We start from the raw sequence: 18397 nt of genomic DNA, 5'->3' as shown, positions 1-18397 counted from the left end.
GAGGCTGGTGGTGAGAATTGTATATCTTACAATTTTTTACGGCTGTGTGCTCGTCAGCAGATAACGAAAAGAAATGGTCAACGCAGGATAATGCAGTGTAATATTGTATTTAAAGAAAGGTTCTGGCGCCACACCTTCGCTGATCTCGACATTTCAATTTTTTTCTTATCTGAAAGGCCACATGAGTGCCGACCTGACAGAACTGATCAACACTGCCCTCGCGCAGTTCTCCACGACGACCAGGTTGTACGCTCTGGACGTTGGCGCTAGTGCACGCGAGCTGGGATCGGGCGGGCTGCTTGTGGAAGCGTTTGCCGCGGACGAGGCGGTCCAGGCAGTGGGTGCGCGTGACGTGATCGTGTTGTCGACTAACGCGCATCTCGAGCTGGCCCGGCTGCTCGGACAGCAGGCCTGCCTTCGAATCAGTCTGGCCGATGGCACGCGCAGCAGCTTTAGCGGTGACATCAGCGAAGCGTCCATGCTTGGTAGTGAAGGCGGCTTGGCGCGCTACCGTTTGCGGCTGTCGCCATGGATGTGGCGCATGAGCCAAGTTCGCAACAGCCGCGTGTGGCAAGACAAGTCCGTGATTGAGATTGTCGAGTCGGTATTTGCAGCCTATTTGCCACTGGCCATCTGGCGCTGGAGCGACGAAACTGGCCCGTTCATGGCAGCGGCACCGCTGCGCGGCTATTGTTGTCAGTATCGCGAAACTGATCTGGACTTCGTGCAGCGCGTTCTGACCGGGGAAGGCCTGGCTTGGCGTTTTGAACAATCGGAGGACGGTGTTGGTGTGGTCCTGTTTGCCGACAGCACGCAGTTGAGCGCCGTGCCGCGAGACGCCAGCAGCGAAGCCGACGGCGGTATTCGGTTTCACAATGCACGCGCTGGCGAACGTCAGGATACCGTGCAGGGTTTGCGCGCCGAGCGCTCGGTTAGCACTTCGCTGACGACCGTCCTCAGTTACGATTACAAATCCAAACAGGTGGTGGGCGCGAGTACGCCGTCGAGGCTGCAAAATGGCAGTAGCATTCCCCCGCTTGAATCGTTCGACGCGCCTGGGCACTTTGCCTTCGCGGATGCGGATCAGGCGCAGCGCTACTCGCAATTGCAGATGGAAGGGCACGAAGCGCGCAGCCAACTGTGGGGCGGCCGCTCCACCTTGCGCACCCTGCGGGCCGGGACGCGCTTGACCATTCTCGATGCCCCGTTGCAGCGCCTGGGTGAAACTCCTTCGTTCACGGTAGTGCGCGTTGCCAGTGTCGGCGTCAACAACCTGCCGTCGCCTGCCCAGCAAGCGTTGGCCGAACTGTTCGGGCCCATTCCGGAACTGCTGCAGGAGATTGTGCGTGACAACAGACCCGGTGATTTCGCTTTGGTTGTTGCGCAAGCATGCAAGACGGGCTATGCGAATTGCTTCGAAGCGATAGCGGCTGATGTTCCATGGCGCCCGCAGTTGCCTGACAGTGCCGGGCGCAAGCATCCACGTCCGACCGCACTGGGCTCGCAAAGCGCGATTGTCGTTGGCCCTGACGGCAACGACAGCGCCAATGGCGCTGATGAACTGTACTGCGACAGACTTGGCCGCGTACGCATCCGCTTTCATTGGCAGGACAACATCGAGGCCACCTGCTGGGTGCGCGTGGCGCAGCGTTCAGCCGGCGGTGGGATGGGTAGTCAGTTTCTGCCACGAATCGGGATGGAAGTACTCGTCCAGTTCCTTGAAAATGATATAGACCGTCCGATTATTGTCGGCGCCTTGTACAACGGCCAGGGCGAAGGCGGCTTGGCGCCGACGCCTGCCGGCCAGAGCGGCGGCGAAAGCCAGTCCGCGCGCTTCGACCCGGCCCATGATCACGCGACGTCTGCAAAGGGCAATATCGCCGGCGGCAATAGCCCGCTGTGGCATGGCGCCTCGAGCGACAGCAAAGGCCATCGCAACGGATCGGCGCAGTGGGGCGTGCGCAGCAAGGAGTTTGGCGCGTCGGGCTACAACCAGTTGCTGTTCGACGACACCGATGGGCAAGGCCGCATTCAGCTCAAGAGCAGCAACGCCGCCAGCGAGCTCAATCTTGGTCATCTGATCCACAGCGCAGACAACTATCGCGGCAGTTTCCGCGGTCATGGCGCCGAGCTGCGGACCGACGCCTATGGCGCGGTGCGTGCCGGGGCCGGATTGCTCATCACCAGTTACAAGATCAATCACAATGCCGGCGCACGCGATGCCGCGGGCGATAACGGGCCGGCGATCGCCATGCTTAAGCAAGCGGTCGCATTGGGCGAAACGTTCAGTGGTGCGGCCAAAAAGCACGAAACAGTGGCCTTGGCGGCGCACGTGGGCGCTGCCAAGGCCAACGCCAGCGTGCTCGATGAACAGGCCGCGCCACTAAAGTCGCTGCTGACGGCGGTATCGGGCATGGTTAGCACCGAGACGCTGCCTAAGGCCAAAGCGGACGCCGGCAGCAAAGAGACGAAACCTGCCGACGGCAAGCTGCCCCACGCGACGGACGCCATCATCGCCATCGCGGCCAAGAGCGGCCTGGGAGTTACTGCAGGGCAGAGCGTGCAACTGGCCAACGGCGAAACCGTGACGCTCATGAGCGGGCAGGACAGTCAACTCATTACCGGCGGCCAGATGCGGGTGCACAGCGGTCAGGCTATAGGCGTGCTGGGCGGCGCAGTGAAGGCGGGGGAGAACAATGTCGGCCTGCAGATAGTTACGGCCAAGGACGCGATTGATATCCAGGCGCAGAGCGACACGCTTAAGGTGCAGGCGCGCAACGAGGTTAATGTGATTAGCGCGAATGCGCATATCGACTGGGCCGCCGCCAAGAGCATCAGTTTGTCGACTGCTGGAGGGGCCAACATCACTATCGACGGTGGCAATATCGTCGTGCAGTGTCCGGGCAAGATTACTATTCATGCCGGCAAAAAGAGCTTTCTCGGACCGGAGCGGCGCCCAATGGCGATGCCAGAGCTCCCCCGGAGCATTTGCGTGGAGTGCCTGCGTAAGTCCCTCGCGGCGGCGGCCGCTTTCACGGTGGTCGGATAAATCATGTTTATCGATCCGCACCAGCCTGAAACGATAGCCCAGTTGGCACAGCGAGCAGATGACCTGCCCGATGAGTGCCACCTCTACCTGCTGCTGGACGGTGCATTTCTCCCGGGGCTGTACCGCTCGAAGCCTTTCCAAAGCAGCACAGACGTGCCGTTTTATCTTCTGTTTGAAACGCTGCCAGGCTGCACTGACGCGGTCAGGGATGTTTCACCGTTCCTTGTGTTGATCAAGCCGGCAGGCGGCGCGCTGATCGAACAGCTGGATGCAAAGCTTAGGACTTGCAGTGGCTGGCCGATGGTCAGTGCCATCGCCACCACGGAAAATTTGGAACAGTTGGGTGCGCGGCTCGCGGCCTGGTGCATCATCGAAAATGATGGGCAGCGCTTCAATTTTCGATTTCCCGACACACGCCGCTTGCCGGGCAGTTTTGCAGCGCTCCGCGCGGACCAGCGCGCCCGGTTCACAGGGAGTATGCATTTCTGGTCGTATATCGGCAGGGATGGCAACTGGGCTGATTTGGAGGTGGCAGGGACGGTAAGCGCGGTGGAGGCGGACGCAGTGCTGGACGACGTTCAGTTCGGAGCAATCCTTGATGACGCCGCGCCTGATGAAGTGTTGTTCCGCCTTGCATACAGTGGGTTTGAATCCGATCTTGCGCACTCGCTCTTGCATGCAGCCGTCAGTGCTGCGCTCACCACGGCAAGGCAAGCGGGTTTGGAAGACGACTTGCGAGAAGAGTGGTGCGAGCATGTCGCGCGCCACGGGCACAATAGCCTAGCCAGCCTGGCGCAATGGCGCACCAGTTTGGCGAACAGCTGAACGGAGAGGGTGCCAAATAATGATGGAGAATGTATGAGTTTATGGATCTATCGTTTGCGCTCGCGCTTGGCCGAAGCTGGTGCGGTGCTGGTCTTGCTGATGCTAACTGCATGTGCCAAGTCGGAGCGCTCGGACGATGGGCGGGTACCCGTGGGTATTCATGGCGTTAACTATACTGCGCAAGAATTTGGTTTTGTGCTGGTCGATCCGGAGGACAAGGAAAATGGGGCTGGCGAAGAGGCGATCACTGCGTTTGGAGCAGGCGGCACGGTGTGCTGTTTTAAATTACCGAAGCAATGGCGTGCTGGCCTAAAGGCGGAGCTGAGAGCCACGGTTTGGATTCCGCCGACGCCGGACAAAAATTTGTCTTCTGTGAAACAGAGCTATGTGCTCGATATTCCGGCCTACGAGCAGGGCAAGGCTGCGGAGCTGTGGATACTTCGCACTGCAGACAATGAATATAGTCTTGTAGCGAGTAACTTCCAGCCTGATCATCCGCAATGGCCTGGAAAAACAAAAGGCTGGCCGGTGCCGAGCGTGGCGTATCAGAAGATTCTCCACGCAAAGTATTTGGAAGAGGCACAATCGGACGTCGATCTATACGTAAGCTTGCTGGCTGGCCTAAAAAGACAGCCAGTCGAAAGCGCAATGAGAGCGTGGACGCATCGAATGGTGAGCGAAGCTGATGCATTGAAGGCATATAAAGGCCCAAGAGATGCGGCGTTCCTTGCCATGCTGCGTGAGGAGTATCTGAACGGCCTGGTCGAAGCCCAGGATAACGTGGCGCGCGTGAAGGCCACACAGCCATGAAAATGGGAAGCCGATTCTGAAAGAATAGGTACGCGAAGGGTGATATGAGCGCGTTGCCGGCCCGGGTGATAGATAGAAGCTTGTCTAGCCTGCCGCAATGGCGGACAAGCTCAATAAATTCGGTGCCAACCGTGATGGAGAATGTATGAGTTTATGGATCAATCGTTTGCGCTTAGCCGTAGCCGGTGCGGTGCTGGTCTTGCCGATGCTAACTGCATGCGCCAAGCCAGAGCGCCCGGACGACGGGCGGGTACCTGTGGGTATTCATGGCGTTAATTATACTGAGCAAGAATTTGGTTTTGTGCTTGTCGATCCGGCAGACAAAGAAAACGGCGCGGGCGAAGAAGCGATCACGGCATTCGCAGCAGGCGGGACGGTGTGCTGTTTTAATCTACCCAAGCAATGGCGTCCTGGCCTGAAGGCGGAGCTGAAAGCCACGGTTTGGATCGCGCCGACGCCGGAGAAAAGTTTGTCTTCAGAAAAAAAGAGTTTTGTGCTTGACATTCCAGCCTACGAGAAGGGCAAGGCTGCGGAGCTGTGGATACTTCGCACAGCAGTCGACGAATATAGCCTTGTAGCGAGTAATTTCCAGCCGGACCACCCGCAATGGCCCGGTAAAATAAAAGGCTGGCCAGTGCCGAGCCTAGCGTATCAGCGAATCCTCCACGCACGGTTTTTGAAAGAAGCGCAATCGGATGTCGATCTATCTGAAAGCTCCCTATCAGACTTGAAAAATCGGCCAGTCGAACACGGGAAGGAAATGTGGGCGCACCGGATGGTAAGCGAAGCGGAGACATTGAAGACTTATAAGGGGCCAGGAGACCCCGCATTTCTTGCCTCTCTGCGTGAGGAGTATCAGACGGTACTTGTGGCAGCCCAGGAGAAATTGAAGCGAGTGAAGACCGCACAGCCATGAAAAATAGACCAGCAGCTGGGACGATGCTTGTTCCAGGCATTGATTTAAATTTCCTTAACCCTGTGAGCAAGGAGGAATTTTTCTCTGAGACAGAGCTACGCGACTTGAGAAAATACGAGCTACGCGAGCAACCAGAATTCGGCAAGCCCGGTGAATCGTGCAAGACAAACCTCTTTTTTGGGTTCTTCTTCGATGGCACCAAGAACAATTACATTGATGCCGAGAATGGCGGCAATAACCACTCCAACGTCGCGCGCCTGTACGATTGCTATCCCGGCCTGTGCGTGCCTAAAATCCTTCCCCGTTCGACTGATTGGACGTACAAGCCAGATCAGTTCAATAATTTTTTCAAGGTCTACATTCCCGGCGTTGCCTCCAAATTTGAAGCAGTCCAAGATAGCGGCGAGGGGGTAGACGGTATTGGCGGCGGCGCCGCAGGCCTGTTTGGCGAGCGCAGGATCGTATGGACAATGATTCAGGCCATTAATAATTTACACCGCTTCTATCTGAAGGCGCCTTTGATTGCCCCTCCTGAAGCGCTGCTTCTAGTGAAAAGGATTGCCCTCACCCATCAACGCCGAGAACTGCTCCGGGCGAGAGGAGAACTTGCAAATAATCATGTGTTACAAGGTGAGAAGCTCCACGCTAAAATGGACTTTAAAGCGTTGCTGGAGCGACTGCATGCAGCGATAAGCGGATTCATGATCACCGAAGAAGGGTCGGGCGGCTACATGGTCGGTCCGGGGACGGTCAAGACGATTCACATCTCCACCTTTGGATTTTCCCGCGGAGCCACCCAAGCCAGGGCGTTCAATAACTGGATGATCAGCCTGTGTGAACTTGATGCGCAAATGACTAACGCCAAGCACACGCACACTCTGGGTGGCTTTCGCGTGTCGTTCGACTTCCTGGGGCTGTACGACACCGTCGCCTCTGTTGGTGCTGGCAATTCCTTCGGTAACGTCCCATTGTTGAAATTGTTCGACGGGCATGGCGCGTGGGCCGACACGGAGCACAGCCTGCGTGTGACTCCCGGTGTTCCATGCGTGCACCTGGTTGCGGCTCACGAGCTGCGCCGCAGTTTTCCATCGGATTCCATCTCCGTGGAAGGACAGCTTCAGCCGAACTGGTGGGAGATTGTCATTCCGGGCGTCCATTCTGACCTTGGCTGCGGTTACGCTCCCCAGGAGCAAGGCAAAGGCAAGTTGGGAGATGGAACCGACATGCTGGCGCGGATTCCTCTAGCGGTCATGTACAAGATGGCCAGGCTTGCTGGCGTCCCCTTGAAACTTGAATATGCATCAGAGGTGGCGAAGGGCCGTTTCGCGATTCAGAAGGCGACCATCGAACACCTGAATAATTACTTGGCTGTATGCAAGGTGAAGAGTGGTTCGCTGACCGCCATCATGCGTGAACAGGCGCGCTTGCAGATGGAGTGGCGCCTGTCACGGCGATCAACAGGAAAAACGCCAATCGAGCGGACCCAATTCTACAGTCGCTGCAACATGCTCGATAAAAACGATTTTCACAGTGCCTTCCTGGAATTTGAGCAGGAAATCGCCGATTTCGAGGAATGGAAGGGGAATGCGGGCAAGAATTTCAAACCTGAGCAGCAGCTAGCCGGATTTTCAAACGACCACAAAAGCGAATGGGAGGAGATCGCTCGGTGGTATCAGCCATATCCAACTGTGTCGGAAGCCGTGGCGGTCATGTTCGACGAATATGTGCATGATTCACGATCATGGTTCAAAATTATTCCCGGCAACCCTGACTCGGTGAAGGCAACAAAAGAAAAGCTCGACGAGCTTTGCTTCAAGCGCGATGAAGGTGCGCGCTTGCGCGCTCGCGCGGCCCAAATGAAGGCAACATTCGGCATGGATATGCGGCAAGGACGTATCCGTCGACCTGAGGATAGTATGGAGCTCACGCCTGAAGAGCTCAAGCTGGCGAATGCCTATACTGCGGGTGGCAAGGAAATACCTCCGATGATTACAAAAGGCCGCGAGCCATACGCCGGCAAGAACCGTGCTGGCTATCTGCGCTTCCGAAAGATCTATGGCGGCAAAGACAGCGTGCTGTTGTCGTCTGTGCCACTTGAAAATGATTCGCGCGGCGCTACCTAATCAATAGCCTCCCGTCGGGCACGAACCAGTCGTCCCTGTAGCGGCCTGATTCAAGAGTCGTTTATTGTGGCTGCAGTCGCTATTCAAGGGGCTATTATTTCAGTCAACAATCAAGCGCGTATCAACAGCGTCAGTACCTTGACGCTTAGCAACCACCGGTCTATATTAATGACTCGCAAGTAAGTTACCGGATTGAAGCATGCAATGCCCTTTTGAAATGAAGCCGCGCTGGGAGCGCCGCAAAGACGCCCGCCCGCAGGAGCTGCTGGCCGCCGCCCTCGACTTGTTCGTCGAGCGCGGCTACGCTTCCACCCGCCTGGAAGACGTGGCCCGCCGCGCCGGCGTGTCCAAGGGCACCTTGTACCTGTACTTCACGAATAAAGAAGAGCTCTTCAAGGCCGTGGTGCGCGACACCATCGTGCCCGCGCTGGGCGAAGCCGAGGACATCATTTCCAGCTACGACGGCCACTCCGCCGACCTGATGCGCTGCGTCCTGATGAACTGGTGGCAACGCCTGGGAGCCACCAAGGCCTCCGGCATCATCAAGCTGGTGATGTCGGAAGCGGGTAATTTCCCCGATCTTGCACAGTTTTACCAGGAAGAAGTCATTAACCGCAGCACCAGCATGATCGCCAGCATGTTCGATCGCGCCATCGCCCGGGGCGAATTTCGGCCCGTCGACGTCAACGTGATGACCCAGGTGCTGATCGCGCCCATGCTCATGCTCATCACCTGGAAGCATTCGGTCGGTCCGTGCAGCCAGGGCGGCCTCGATCCGATGGTGTTCCTCGAAGCCTTCCTCGACATGGCGCTGCATGGCCTGCTGACCGCGCCGGCCCCCCTTTGACCCGGCCACAACGGCAGGTCCGTCATTGCCGGGGTTTCATTACCTTTAAACTGCAGACTGTCGCAATTTCCGGCGATCTGAGGGCCCATGTCGTTAAGATGTGGGAACTAAGGCCGTTCAACGATAAAATATCGCATTATCATTTTCTCACCGAGTACATAGATGAATATCGAACAAGCCCGCTTTAACATGATTGAACAGCAGATCCGTCCCTGGAACGTGCTGGATTCGGACGTGCTCGATCTGCTGCTGGTCGTCAAGCGCGAGGATTTCGTGCCGGCCGCGCACAAAGCGCTGGCCTTTGTCGACACCGAAATCCCGCTCGGAAGTGGCGAAGCGATGTTCACGCCCAAGATCGAAGCGCGCATCCTGCAGGAAGTCCAGCTCAAAAAGCACGAGAACGTGCTGGAAATCGGGGCCGGCTCGGGCTACATGGCAGCCCTGCTCGCGCACAAGGCGCGCCACGTGACGACGATCGAAATCAATCCGGCGCTCAAGGAACTGGCGCAGGCCAATTTGGCCCGTGCCGGCCTGAGCAACGTAACGGTGGAACTGGGCGACGGCGCGCAGGGCTGGAACGCGGGCGCGCCGTTTGACGTGATCGTCATCTCCGGTGCGCTCGAGGCGCTGCCGGAAGCCTTCCTCAAGCAGATCAAGGTAGGCGGACGCATCGCCGCCATCATCGGCCAGGCGCCGGTCATGACGGCGCAAGTGATCACCCGCCTGTCGGAAACGGCGTACGACACCGTCAAGGTGTTCGAGACCAACGTCAAGCTGCTGTCGGACTCGGTCAAGCACTCGCGCTTTACCTTCTGAGCGATGAACCACCTGACTGCCCCCGAACTGTCGGCATGGTTGGCCGATCCCGCCCGCGCCCAGCCCTTGCTGCTGGACGTGCGCGAAAACTGGGAGTTTGAAACCTGCAAGATCGCCGGTTCGACCCAGATCCCGATGAGCACCATACCGGCGCGCATCGAAGAACTGGACGAGGATACAGAGATTGTCTGCATCTGCCATCACGGCGCGCGCAGCATGCAGGTGGCGGCCTTTTTGGAGCGCAATGGCTTTGGCAAGACGTTTAATTTGACGGGCGGAATTCACGCCTGGGCGGTACAGGTAGACCCGGCAATGCCGAAGTATTGACTGACGACAGTTGGCAAATGCGGCGTGCGGGAACGGCTGTAATGGTTAACCCTTTTGATGATGACTCCAACGGAGAATGTAATGCAGAAATCCCATATCGCCGTGCTGATCGCCAGCGCATTTCTTTCGATTAGTGCACAGGCGGCCGACCTGATCCAGGTCTACCAGCAGGCGTTGGCCAACGACGCAACTTTTGCCAGCGCGCGTGCTTCGCTGGCCGTCGGCCGGGAAAAGACAACCCAGGGCCGCTCCCTGTTGCTGCCTACCGTGGGCCTGGACGGCAGCATCGTCAGGAACGACGGCGATTCGTCCCCATGGAACGAGGGCGCGCTGGGCGCGAACGGCATCATCACCGGCACCAGCCAGCAATATCGCACCACCACCCACACGCTGTCGCTGCAGCAGCCGCTGTTTCGCTGGGCGAACTGGCAGACTTACCAGCAGAGCAAACTGCAGCAGGCGCTGAGCGAAGCGCAGTTCGCGCAGGCGCAGCAAGACTTGATCACGCGCGTCTCGCAAGCGTACTTCGACGTGCTGGCCGCGCAAGATACGCTGGAACTGAACCGCGCCCAAAAAACGGCAACCACGGAGCAGCTGGCCTCGGCCAAGCGCAATTTTGAAGTCGGTACCCAGACCATCACCGACACCCACGAAGCGCAGGCCGCGTACGACTTGGTCGTGGCGCAGGAGTTTGCCGCCATCAACGACCTGGAAAACAAGCGCAGCGCGCTGCAGGCCATCATTGGCGCCGCGCCGACCGTGCTCGTCCCGCTTAAGCCGGGCGTGGTGCTCGCCGCGCCCCAGCCGGCGGCGATCGAGCCGTGGGTCAGCTCGGCCGAGAGCGCGAACTATGGCGTGGTCAGCGCCGAACTGGCGTATGAATCGGCCAAGCGCGACATCCAGAAAAGCCGCGCCGGGCATTATCCGACGCTCGACCTGGTCGCCAACGCGCGCCGTCAGAGCAACAGCGGCCAGTACAACGTGTCGGGCACGAACAACAGCAACGCGATCGGCGTTCAATACAGCCTGCCTTTGTTCAACGGCTTTGCCGTCACCAGCCGGGTGCGGGAATCGATCGCGCTCGAAGACAAGTCGCGCAACGACCTCGAGACCACGCGCCGCAACGCTGCCCTGGGCGCGCGCCAGGCGTTTTTAGGTGTCAATAGTGGGCTGGCGCAGGTGCGCGCCTTGCAGGCGGCCGAAGTGTCGAGCACGTCAGCGCTCGAGTCGAACAAGCTGGGCTACCAGGTTGGCGTGCGCATCAATATCGATGTGTTGAACGCCCAGCGCCAGCTGTACCTGACGCGCCGCGACCTGTCGCGCGCACGCTACGACACGATTATGAATGGCTTGCGCCTGAAGTCGGCCGCAGGTTCGCTGCGCGAAGCCGATCTGGTACCGGTGAATAATCTGCTGGTGAAGTAGGCAAGCAAGCTCTCGGAAAAGCGCCTCGCGGGGCGCTTTTTTACGTGCACCCACTATACTTTTGCCGTGACCGTCTTGCACTGCGTCCCCAATCGCTACCCAGCGCGCCTGCGCATTCGCGTATCTGCTGTCACAGCTTCTCTTTCGCGCTATAGTTAAGACCGGACTCGGCGCATTTATGCCGCGTAAATACATTGCGCAGGAAATGTTATTTTGCTTGAACCACCAGAAATCGCCGACGAAGTCGAACGCCTGTCGGCCCTATGCCGACTGAACTTGCTCGATACGCCGCCCGATGAACGCTTCGAGCGCATCACCCGCAGCGCGCAGCGCATGTTCAACGTTCCCATTGCCCTGGTCACGCTGATCGACAGCAACCGCCAGTGGTTCAAGTCGCACGCCGGGCTGGCGCTCGCCGAAACGCCGCGCCGTATTGCTTTCTGCGCCCATGCGATCCTGAACTCGGCGCCGCTGATCGTTGGCGATACCAGGGCCGACCCGCGCTTTGCCGACAATCCGCTGGTTACTGGTGCGCCGCATATCGGTTTTTACGCCGGCATTCCCATCCACGATACGGGCGGCTGGCGCGTCGGCACGCTGTGTCTGATCGACCATCAGGCGCGCCATTTTTCAAGCGCTGACGTCAGCGCGCTGTGCGACCTGGCGCAGTGGGCCGAGACGGAATTGAACCTGTATTCGCTCAAGCAGGCAACCGCGATCTGCCACGAAAAAGAGTCGCGCCTGCAAGCAATTGTCGAACACGCAGGCGACGCCATCGTGACGATCGACGACAAGGGCACGATCGAAACCTTCAACCCGGCCGCGCAGCGCATCTTCGGCTACCGGCCTGAGGACATCATCGGCCAGCCAATCATGCGCCTGGCGGCCAGGCACTACCGCGCCGGTTTGGCGCGCGATCTCGCAGTGCTCGCGAAAAACGGCATCCAGAACGGCAAGTCGCTCAACCGTCAGGTGTTCGTCGAGCGCAGCAATGGCGAGCGCTTCCCGGCCAACCTGGTGGTCAGTGAAATGCGCATCAATGATCGGCGCGCCTTCACCGGCCTGGTGCGCGACATCTCGAACCGGCGCCGCTCGAGCGAAGACGTAAAGCGCGCCAACCGCCAATTGGCCGAAACGCTCGGTCTGCAGCAAGCCATTCTCGACAGTACCCGCTACGCGATCATCGCTGTCAACCTGCAGGGCAAACCGACCATGTTCAATGCCGGCGCCCAGCGGATGCTCGGTTATACCGCGGCTGACATGAAGGCGCACGGCTCGCTGGCCGTCCTGCACGATCCGGCCGAGCTGGCCGCGCGCGGCGCCGCGCTGGCGGCCGAACTGGGCCACCCGCTCGCAGCGCCGGCCGACGCCATCGTCGCCAATGCGCGCGACGGCAGGCGCGACGAAAGCGAATGGACCTACGTGCGCAAGGATGGCTCGCGCCTGCCGGTCATGCTGTCGGTGTCGGCGGTGTGGGACGAGCAAGTGTTGGCCGGCTTTGTCGTCATTGCCCAGGACCTGAGCGAGCGCAAGAAAATCGAGCAGCTGAAAAACGAGTTCGTCTCGACCCTGTCGCACGAACTGCGCACGCCGCTGACGTCGATCCGCGGTTCGCTCGGCCTGCTGGCCGGCGGTGCCGCCGGTGCCATTCCCACGACGGCCATGGTCCTGCTCGATATCGCCACCAAGAACTGCGATCGCCTGGTGCGCCTCATTAACGACATGCTTGACGTTGAAAAAATCGAATCGGGCAGCATGCGTTTTGAGGCCGTGGTGCAGCCGCTGCTGCCGCTGATCGAGCAGGCGGTGGCGGCCACCAACGCCTACGCCGCTCAGTTCCAGGTCAGCTTCGACCTGCGCGCCGACGCCGGTGAAACGCGCGCTGCCGTCGACACCGACCGCCTGCTGCAGGTGTTGATCAACCTGCTCTCGAATGCCTCCAAGTTCGCCCCGTCAGGCGATGTGGTTGAAGTGCGTTTGCGCCGGCTGGCCGGCGTGGCGCGCGTGTCGGTGACCGATCACGGGGTGGGCATTCCGGAACAATTTCGCGACCGGATTTTCCAGAAGTTCGCGCAGGCCGACGCCACCGACAGCCGCCAGAAGGGCGGCACGGGACTGGGCCTGAACATCTCCCGGGCGATCATTGAAAAGCACCACGGCACGATCGACTTTACCAGCGTGCCGGGGATGCGCACCGAGTTCTATTTCGACTTGCCGCTGGCGAGCGAGCAACCATGAACCACAAGATAAGAACGCATCGTACATGCGAGAGAAACCATGCGTGAGATCAGGCTTGTAATGTACGTCGAGGATGACCCGGACATCCAGATGGTGGCGCAGATGGCGCTGGAAGTAGTCGGCGGAATGACTTTGCGCACCTGCAGTTCGGGCCAGGAGGCACTGCAAGCGGCCGCTGCCGGCTTGAACCCGGACCTGATCCTGCTCGACGTGATGATGCCAGGCCTGGACGGTCCGGCGACGCTGGCTGCGCTGCGCACAATTGCCGCCACTGCCGCCACGCCGGTGATCTTCATGACCGCCAAGGTGCAGGCGGCGGAAGTGAGCTATTACAAATCGATCGGCGCCATTGGCGTGATCGCCAAGCCGTTCGATCCGATGCTGCTCGCGCAGCAGGTGCGCACGCTGTTCGAACAGGCCGCGCCATGACGCCCGAACAAAAAGCCGTACAGGCCAAATTTGACGTGCTGGCCAAGGTATTCCTTGGACGGCTGCCGGTGCGCTACGAAAAAATGCATGCGGCGCTGGCGCTGTGCCGCCTCGACCCCGCCATCGACGCCAACTGGGTCGAGCTGCACCGGCTGCTCCATTCGCTGACCGGCGCTGCCGGCTCCTTCGGGTGCGATGCCCTGGGCGAGCAGGCAGGCTTGATCGAACTGCTGCTGGAAGACCTGCTCGGGCAGAAAACGCGCACTGCTGCCGACGTCGAGGAAGTGGCGCGACTGCTGAATATCATGCAAACGGCAAGCTAGGAGAGACCATGGATACATCGACTGTCTACAGCAAGACCGCCAAGGGAATGGGCGAGTTCAGATCTGGCGGCAAGAATCTGGCGCGCGAACATGCGCGCGTCCTGGCACTCATCAACGGCACGGCAAGCGTCCGCAAGCTGATCGACAGTGGCGCGCTGGTGGAAGGGAAGTATGCGCCGGTGCTGGCCGCGCTGGTCGAGCATGGACTGATACGCGTCTTTGAGCATGACCGCAACGATGCCGATACGATTGCATTCACGCCCTCCTCAAGTTTGGACGGCAGTGACTTTCCGGAGGCGCTGCCGACGCTCACGGTGGAGGAATTGTCGCCCCAGGAAAGCGTGCAGGTATGGGCCGCGGCGCGGCGCGGGGCGAGCGAACTGCGCTCATCGGGCTTTTATTCTTACGGTACCAAGACGGGGTCGAGCCGGGCCGGCGGCGAAGTCGGACGCAAGGCACTGGTGGTGGAAGACGATGAGGAACTGGCCCAACTGCTGGTGCTGCTGCTGACCGAAAAAGGCATGCTCGTGCAGGTTGCCGGCGATGTGCCGGCCGCGTTGGCCATCGTAAACGACGGCGCGCCGCCCGACCTGGTGCTGCTCGATATCGGTTTGCCTGGCATGCCCGGCCAGGACGGCTTCGACATCCTCGGCGTCATCCGGCGCAAGGACGACTGGGCCCGGGTGCCGGTCGTCATGGTGACGGCCGAAGTGTCGGACCAACAGGTGATGAAGGGTTTGAAGGCGGGCGCTGATGGCTACATGTTCAAACCGTTCAAGTGGGACGCGCTGTACGGCTGTATCAAGGAAGTGGTGGGGATTTAACCAGGCCCGTTGAGGCCCCCGGCACGGGCGCCATCCTTGCGCTCGATCAGCTCGATCTTGTAGCCATCCGGATCGGTGACGAAAGCGATCACGGTACTGCCGCCCTTGACCGGACCGGGCTCGCGTGTGACGTTGCCGCCGTTGGTCTTGACCGAGGCGCAGGCGGCGACGATGTCATCGGCCGAGATGGCGAGGTGGCCGTAAGCGGTGCCCATCTCGTAGGTCTCTACGCCGTGGTTGTAGGTCAGTTCCAGCTCAGCGTGATCCGGATTGCCGCCGTAGCCGACAAAGGCGAGCGTGTATTTGAATTCGGGATTGTCGCTGGTGCGCAGCAAAGTCATGCCGAGCACCTTGGTATAGAAATCGATCGAGCGCTGCAGGTTGCCAACCCTGAGCATGGTATGCAGAATGCGCATCGTAATCCTTGAAAGAGGGAGAAGATGCGATTCTAAGCGCTCGGACGATTGTTTGCTGACGGCGTGCTGACGGCGTGCTGACGGCGCTTACGCTTCGAGGCGGGCGTCGAGCGTGATGGTGGCGTTGAGCAGCTTGGACACGGGGCAGTTTTGCTTGGCGTCGAGCACGGCCGCGTCAAAGGCTTCCTGGTTGGCGCCTGGAATGTTGGCGACCAGGTTCAGGTGCACGGCGGTGATGGCAAAACCGGCGTCCTGCTTTTCCAGCGTGACGGTGGCGGTCGTGTTCAAGCTCGTGGCGGTCATGCCGGCTTCGCCAAGCTTGCCCGACAGTGCCATCGTGAAGCAACCCGCGTGCGCCGCGCCGATCAGCTCTTCCGGGTTGGTGCCGGGGCCGTCTTCAAAGCGCGTGTTGAAACCGTATTGCGTGTTGTCGAGCACGCCGCTCTGGGTGGAAATATTTCCCTTGCCGTCCTTGATGCCGCCGCTCCAGACGGCGCTGCCTGAACGTTTGATCATGATGTGCTCCTTGCAAATGAATGTGCAGCCATGATGGACTGCGCTGTGACCAGTATCTGTACGGGGCCGCACATACCTTTGAGCGACAAAAGATGCTGCAATCCCATCGTCCGCAGGTGACGCTGTGGCCAAGTGTCCCATTTTTTCGCGGCCAATTATTCCGGCTTGGTATTGGTCGGCACAACCGAATCATGATGCCGCATGCCATCCTTGGCATCCTCGCGCGGCCTTGCCTGCCCCGATCCGGTACTCGATCCGCTACCGGCCACGCTCTCTTCCACGCCGCGCATGCCATGCAAGTCGGTGTCAACCAGGCCCTGGGCCAGGTCGTCGGCGGCCTGCTTCATCACGCCGCGCGGGTCGGTATCGGTGCCATTGGGCGACTCGTCGCGCTCGTGCGGCAGGCGCTTTACGCCATCATCCTTCACCTTTACGTCCGTGTTAATCTTCCGGTCCGGGGTCTCGGCTACCATATGCTGCTCCTTCGGTTTGTGAATGGCCGCATGTTATCCCGGCGCCAACTTGATGGTCGCGCAATTGAATGATGTATTTTTCCCAACAAAACCGGTAACATTTGCCTTCCGCAACAGCGACGAGACATCAGTGACAACCCATCCGGCCCCGCACGACGAAGAAACTGCCAACTGCCACAATTGCGGCGCAGCCGTTAGCTACCACTACTGCGCATTGTGCGGGCAAGAAACCACGCTGCACGTGCCCAGCGCCGGCGAATTCATCCACGAATTCGTCGGCCACTACATCGCGCTCGAAGGCAAGCTGTGGACCACGGTGCGCAAGTTGTTGCTGCGCCCCGGCTTGCTGAGCGCGGAATACATCGCCGGACGGCGCGTGCGTTACGTGCAGCCGCTGCGCGTGTACCTGACCTTCAGCATCCTGTTTTTCTTCGTGCTCAAGCTGGCCGGCACGCCGGTGGGCAAGGTCGACGAACAAGCCGCCACGGGCGAGCCGATGGTCACCATCCAACAGGCCGACCCGGGGGGCCCGGAACTGATGATCCTGCGCGCGGTTCCCGCGCCGCTCCAACAAAAGCTCAAGGCCTTCAACGCGCGGCCCGCCGCCGAGCAGAGCAAACTGCTCGGCGCCGCGTTTTTCGCTTACGTGCCCTACGCAATGTTCATCCTGATGCCGTTGTTTGCCGCTTATCTCAAGCTGCTGTACGCAGGTTCCGGCCGGCGCTACGGCGAACACTTGCTGTTCGCGCTGCACACCAACGCCTTTGCCTTTGCCATGTTCAGCCTGATTTTGCTGGCCAGTTTCCTGAACGTCGGCTTGCTCGACTTTGCGCTGGCCGTCTGGCTCATCGTCTACCTGCCGCTGGCAATGCGGCGCGTCTACGGCGGTTCGCGCGCCAAGACGTTTGTGCGCTGGGCGGTGCTGGCGCTGCTGCACCTGCTGAGCATCCTGGCCGGCATCTTCGCATCGTACGCAATCGCCGTCATGGCATAGCCTTGGCGCTTGCCGGAAAGCCGTCCACGGGATTATACTGTTCATGCATACAGCATTGCTGCCCACGCCTCTGGCTGGCAGAAGCCACCGATATGGGTTAATCTCCTGCGTGTCGCTACTCCCTCACCGCCGAGATTTCTATGCCAGCTACGCTTGAAACGCAAAAAACCATCGCGCTCGTCGTACGGCCCAATACCGCCGGCATCGACGAAGCGATCGCGCGCATCGTCCAGTTCCTTGAAGGGGCCGGCTACCGCGTGGTGCTGGAGGCGGAAACGGCCGCCCACGTGGGCCCGACCGGTCTGCAGGTGGTGGATGTAGCGGCCATCGGCGCGAGCGCCTGCGCGGCGATCGTGATGGGCGGCGACGGCACCATGCTCGGCATCGCGCGCAAGCTGGCGCCGTTCGACGTGCCGCTGATCGGCATTAACCAGGGCCGCCTGGGCTTCATGACCGATATCCCGATCGAGCGCATGATCCCGGCGCTGGCTGAAATCCTGAACGGCAACGCCAATTCGGAACGCCGCACGCTGCTCGAAGGGCGCGTCATGCGCAGCGGCGAACAGATCGCCTCCGGCCTGGCCGTCAACGACGTGGTGGTGGCGCGCGGCGCCGGCGCCGGCATGGCCGAACTGATGGTCACCGTCGACGGCAACTTCATGTACAACCAGCGCTCCGACGGCCTGATCATTTCCACGCCCACCGGTTCCACCGCGTACGCGCTGTCGGCCGGCGGCCCGCTGCTGCACCCCAGCCTGAACGGCGTCGTGCTGGTGCCCATTGCGCCGCACGCGCTGTCGAACCGGCCGATCGTGGTGCCCGACTCGAGCGAGATCGTGATCGAAATCGTCAGCGGGCGCGACGTGAGCGTCAACTTCGACATGCAAACCTTTGCCAGCCTGCTGCACGGCGACCGGATCGTCATTTCGCGCTCGCCCAACCACATCACGTTTTTGCATCCGCAGGGCTGGAGCTACTACGACACGCTGCGCGAAAAGCTGCACTGGAATGAATACCCCTCGGGTGAAGGCAAGCTGCGCTAGGCG

At 60.1% G+C, this 18397-nt stretch carries 18 protein-coding genes; 15 read left to right on the top strand and 3 right to left on the bottom strand.

Features of this window, described 5'->3' with window-relative positions; genetic code table 11:
- Nucleotides 1-181 precede the first annotated feature (181 nt).
- The 13 genes from ACP7BV_RS23645 (at nucleotide 182) to ACP7BV_RS23585 (ending at nucleotide 14952) form a co-directional block, all read left to right on the top strand.
- Nucleotides 182-3049: a type VI secretion system Vgr family protein gene (locus ACP7BV_RS23645; protein ID WP_426107269.1), complete on the top strand. Its 2868-nt coding sequence runs from the start codon at nucleotides 182-184 to the stop codon at nucleotides 3047-3049.
- Nucleotides 3050-3052: 3 nt separating this feature from the next.
- On the top strand, nucleotides 3053-3874 hold the full coding sequence (locus ACP7BV_RS23640; RefSeq protein WP_426107267.1) for a DUF4123 domain-containing protein: 822 nt from the start codon (nucleotides 3053-3055) through the stop codon (nucleotides 3872-3874).
- Between the two features lie 33 nt (nucleotides 3875-3907).
- Entirely contained in the window at nucleotides 3908-4684 is a 777-nt protein-coding gene (locus tag ACP7BV_RS23635; protein WP_426107266.1) for a DUF3304 domain-containing protein, read from the top strand.
- 145 nt (nucleotides 4685-4829) lie between these two features.
- On the top strand, nucleotides 4830-5600 hold the full coding sequence (locus ACP7BV_RS23630) for a DUF3304 domain-containing protein (RefSeq protein ID WP_426107265.1): 771 nt from the start codon (nucleotides 4830-4832) through the stop codon (nucleotides 5598-5600).
- Nucleotides 5597-7723, top strand: a complete 2127-nt coding sequence (locus ACP7BV_RS23625) for a T6SS phospholipase effector Tle1-like catalytic domain-containing protein (RefSeq protein ID WP_426107263.1) — start codon at nucleotides 5597-5599, stop codon at nucleotides 7721-7723. The genes ACP7BV_RS23630 and ACP7BV_RS23625 overlap by 4 nt, the downstream gene beginning before the upstream one ends.
- A 199-nt stretch (nucleotides 7724-7922) precedes the next feature.
- Complete coding sequence (locus ACP7BV_RS23620) at nucleotides 7923-8570, top strand: TetR/AcrR family transcriptional regulator (RefSeq protein WP_426107262.1); 648 nt, start codon at nucleotides 7923-7925, stop codon at nucleotides 8568-8570.
- A 162-nt stretch (nucleotides 8571-8732) separates the two neighbouring features.
- Nucleotides 8733-9386 carry a protein-L-isoaspartate O-methyltransferase family protein gene (locus tag ACP7BV_RS23615; RefSeq protein WP_426107261.1) on the top strand — a complete coding sequence of 218 codons (654 nt, stop codon included), beginning with the start codon at nucleotides 8733-8735 and terminating at the stop codon, nucleotides 9384-9386.
- A gap of 3 nt (nucleotides 9387-9389) precedes the next feature.
- On the top strand, nucleotides 9390-9713 hold the full coding sequence (locus tag ACP7BV_RS23610; RefSeq protein ID WP_426107260.1) for a rhodanese-like domain-containing protein: 324 nt from the start codon (nucleotides 9390-9392) through the stop codon (nucleotides 9711-9713).
- A gap of 81 nt (nucleotides 9714-9794) precedes the next feature.
- Complete coding sequence (locus ACP7BV_RS23605) at nucleotides 9795-11138, top strand: TolC family outer membrane protein (RefSeq protein WP_426107258.1); 1344 nt, start codon at nucleotides 9795-9797, stop codon at nucleotides 11136-11138.
- Between the two features lie 213 nt (nucleotides 11139-11351).
- Nucleotides 11352-13376 carry a PAS domain S-box protein gene (locus ACP7BV_RS23600; RefSeq protein WP_426107256.1) on the top strand — a complete coding sequence of 675 codons (2025 nt, stop codon included), beginning with the start codon at nucleotides 11352-11354 and terminating at the stop codon, nucleotides 13374-13376.
- 39 nt (nucleotides 13377-13415) lie between these two features.
- Nucleotides 13416-13805, top strand: a complete 390-nt coding sequence (locus ACP7BV_RS23595; protein ID WP_426107255.1) for a response regulator — start codon at nucleotides 13416-13418, stop codon at nucleotides 13803-13805.
- Nucleotides 13802-14128, top strand: coding sequence for an Hpt domain-containing protein (locus ACP7BV_RS23590; protein WP_426107254.1), 327 nt, complete (start codon nucleotides 13802-13804; stop codon nucleotides 14126-14128). Before ACP7BV_RS23595 ends, ACP7BV_RS23590 begins: the two co-directional genes overlap by 4 nt.
- A gap of 8 nt (nucleotides 14129-14136) precedes the next feature.
- On the top strand, nucleotides 14137-14952 hold the full coding sequence (locus ACP7BV_RS23585) for a response regulator (RefSeq protein ID WP_426107252.1): 816 nt from the start codon (nucleotides 14137-14139) through the stop codon (nucleotides 14950-14952).
- On the opposite strand, the gene gloA is transcribed toward ACP7BV_RS23585, so the two are convergent.
- From gloA to ACP7BV_RS23570, 3 genes are all read right to left on the bottom strand, one after another.
- Entirely contained in the window at nucleotides 14949-15368 is a 420-nt protein-coding gene (gene gloA, locus ACP7BV_RS23580; protein ID WP_426107251.1) for a lactoylglutathione lyase, read from the bottom strand. The genes ACP7BV_RS23585 and gloA overlap by 4 nt on opposite strands.
- An 87-nt stretch (nucleotides 15369-15455) precedes the next feature.
- Complete coding sequence (locus tag ACP7BV_RS23575) at nucleotides 15456-15884, bottom strand: OsmC family protein (RefSeq protein WP_426107249.1); 429 nt, start codon at nucleotides 15882-15884, stop codon at nucleotides 15456-15458.
- Between the two features lie 155 nt (nucleotides 15885-16039).
- A complete protein-coding gene (locus ACP7BV_RS23570) occupies nucleotides 16040-16357 on the bottom strand; it encodes a hypothetical protein (RefSeq protein ID WP_426107247.1) in 318 nt (105 codons plus the stop codon).
- Between the two features lie 130 nt (nucleotides 16358-16487).
- Here ACP7BV_RS23570 and ACP7BV_RS23565 point away from each other — a divergent pair, with 130 nt between their 5' ends.
- Both ACP7BV_RS23565 and ACP7BV_RS23560 read left to right on the top strand, forming a co-directional pair.
- Entirely contained in the window at nucleotides 16488-17351 is an 864-nt protein-coding gene (locus tag ACP7BV_RS23565) for a DUF3667 domain-containing protein (RefSeq protein WP_426107245.1), read from the top strand.
- A 140-nt stretch (nucleotides 17352-17491) separates the two neighbouring features.
- Nucleotides 17492-18394, top strand: coding sequence for an NAD kinase (locus tag ACP7BV_RS23560; RefSeq protein WP_426107244.1), 903 nt, complete (start codon nucleotides 17492-17494; stop codon nucleotides 18392-18394).
- The last annotated feature ends 3 nt before the right edge of the window (nucleotides 18395-18397 follow it).

Origin of the sequence: Massilia sp. TSP1-1-2, assembly GCF_049896185.1 — a bacterium.
Lineage (GTDB): Bacteria > Pseudomonadota > Gammaproteobacteria > Burkholderiales > Burkholderiaceae_D > Telluria_A.
Note: the sequence above shows the minus strand (reverse complement) of the source record. Positions and strands in the feature narration are given on the sequence as shown.

Coding starts and splice junctions, on each gene's coding strand:
- ACP7BV_RS23620 (WP_426107262.1), top strand. CDS start 7,923: ATGCAATGCCCTTTTGAAATGAAGCCGCGCTGGGAGCGCCGCAAAGAC.
- ACP7BV_RS23595 (WP_426107255.1), top strand. CDS start 13,416: ATGCGTGAGATCAGGCTTGTAATGTACGTCGAGGATGACCCGGACATC.
- ACP7BV_RS23585 (WP_426107252.1), top strand. CDS start 14,137: ATGGATACATCGACTGTCTACAGCAAGACCGCCAAGGGAATGGGCGAG.
- ACP7BV_RS23615 (WP_426107261.1), top strand. CDS start 8,733: ATGAATATCGAACAAGCCCGCTTTAACATGATTGAACAGCAGATCCGT.
- ACP7BV_RS23625 (WP_426107263.1), top strand. CDS start 5,597: ATGAAAAATAGACCAGCAGCTGGGACGATGCTTGTTCCAGGCATTGAT.
- ACP7BV_RS23635 (WP_426107266.1), top strand. CDS start 3,908: ATGAGTTTATGGATCTATCGTTTGCGCTCGCGCTTGGCCGAAGCTGGT.
- gloA (WP_426107251.1), bottom strand. CDS start 15,368: ATGCGCATTCTGCATACCATGCTCAGGGTTGGCAACCTGCAGCGCTCG.
- ACP7BV_RS23610 (WP_426107260.1), top strand. CDS start 9,390: ATGAACCACCTGACTGCCCCCGAACTGTCGGCATGGTTGGCCGATCCC.
- ACP7BV_RS23630 (WP_426107265.1), top strand. CDS start 4,830: ATGAGTTTATGGATCAATCGTTTGCGCTTAGCCGTAGCCGGTGCGGTG.
- ACP7BV_RS23575 (WP_426107249.1), bottom strand. CDS start 15,884: ATGATCAAACGTTCAGGCAGCGCCGTCTGGAGCGGCGGCATCAAGGAC.
- ACP7BV_RS23570 (WP_426107247.1), bottom strand. CDS start 16,357: ATGGTAGCCGAGACCCCGGACCGGAAGATTAACACGGACGTAAAGGTG.
- ACP7BV_RS23645 (WP_426107269.1), top strand. CDS start 182: ATGAGTGCCGACCTGACAGAACTGATCAACACTGCCCTCGCGCAGTTC.
- ACP7BV_RS23560 (WP_426107244.1), top strand. CDS start 17,492: ATGCCAGCTACGCTTGAAACGCAAAAAACCATCGCGCTCGTCGTACGG.
- ACP7BV_RS23590 (WP_426107254.1), top strand. CDS start 13,802: ATGACGCCCGAACAAAAAGCCGTACAGGCCAAATTTGACGTGCTGGCC.
- ACP7BV_RS23605 (WP_426107258.1), top strand. CDS start 9,795: ATGCAGAAATCCCATATCGCCGTGCTGATCGCCAGCGCATTTCTTTCG.
- ACP7BV_RS23640 (WP_426107267.1), top strand. CDS start 3,053: ATGTTTATCGATCCGCACCAGCCTGAAACGATAGCCCAGTTGGCACAG.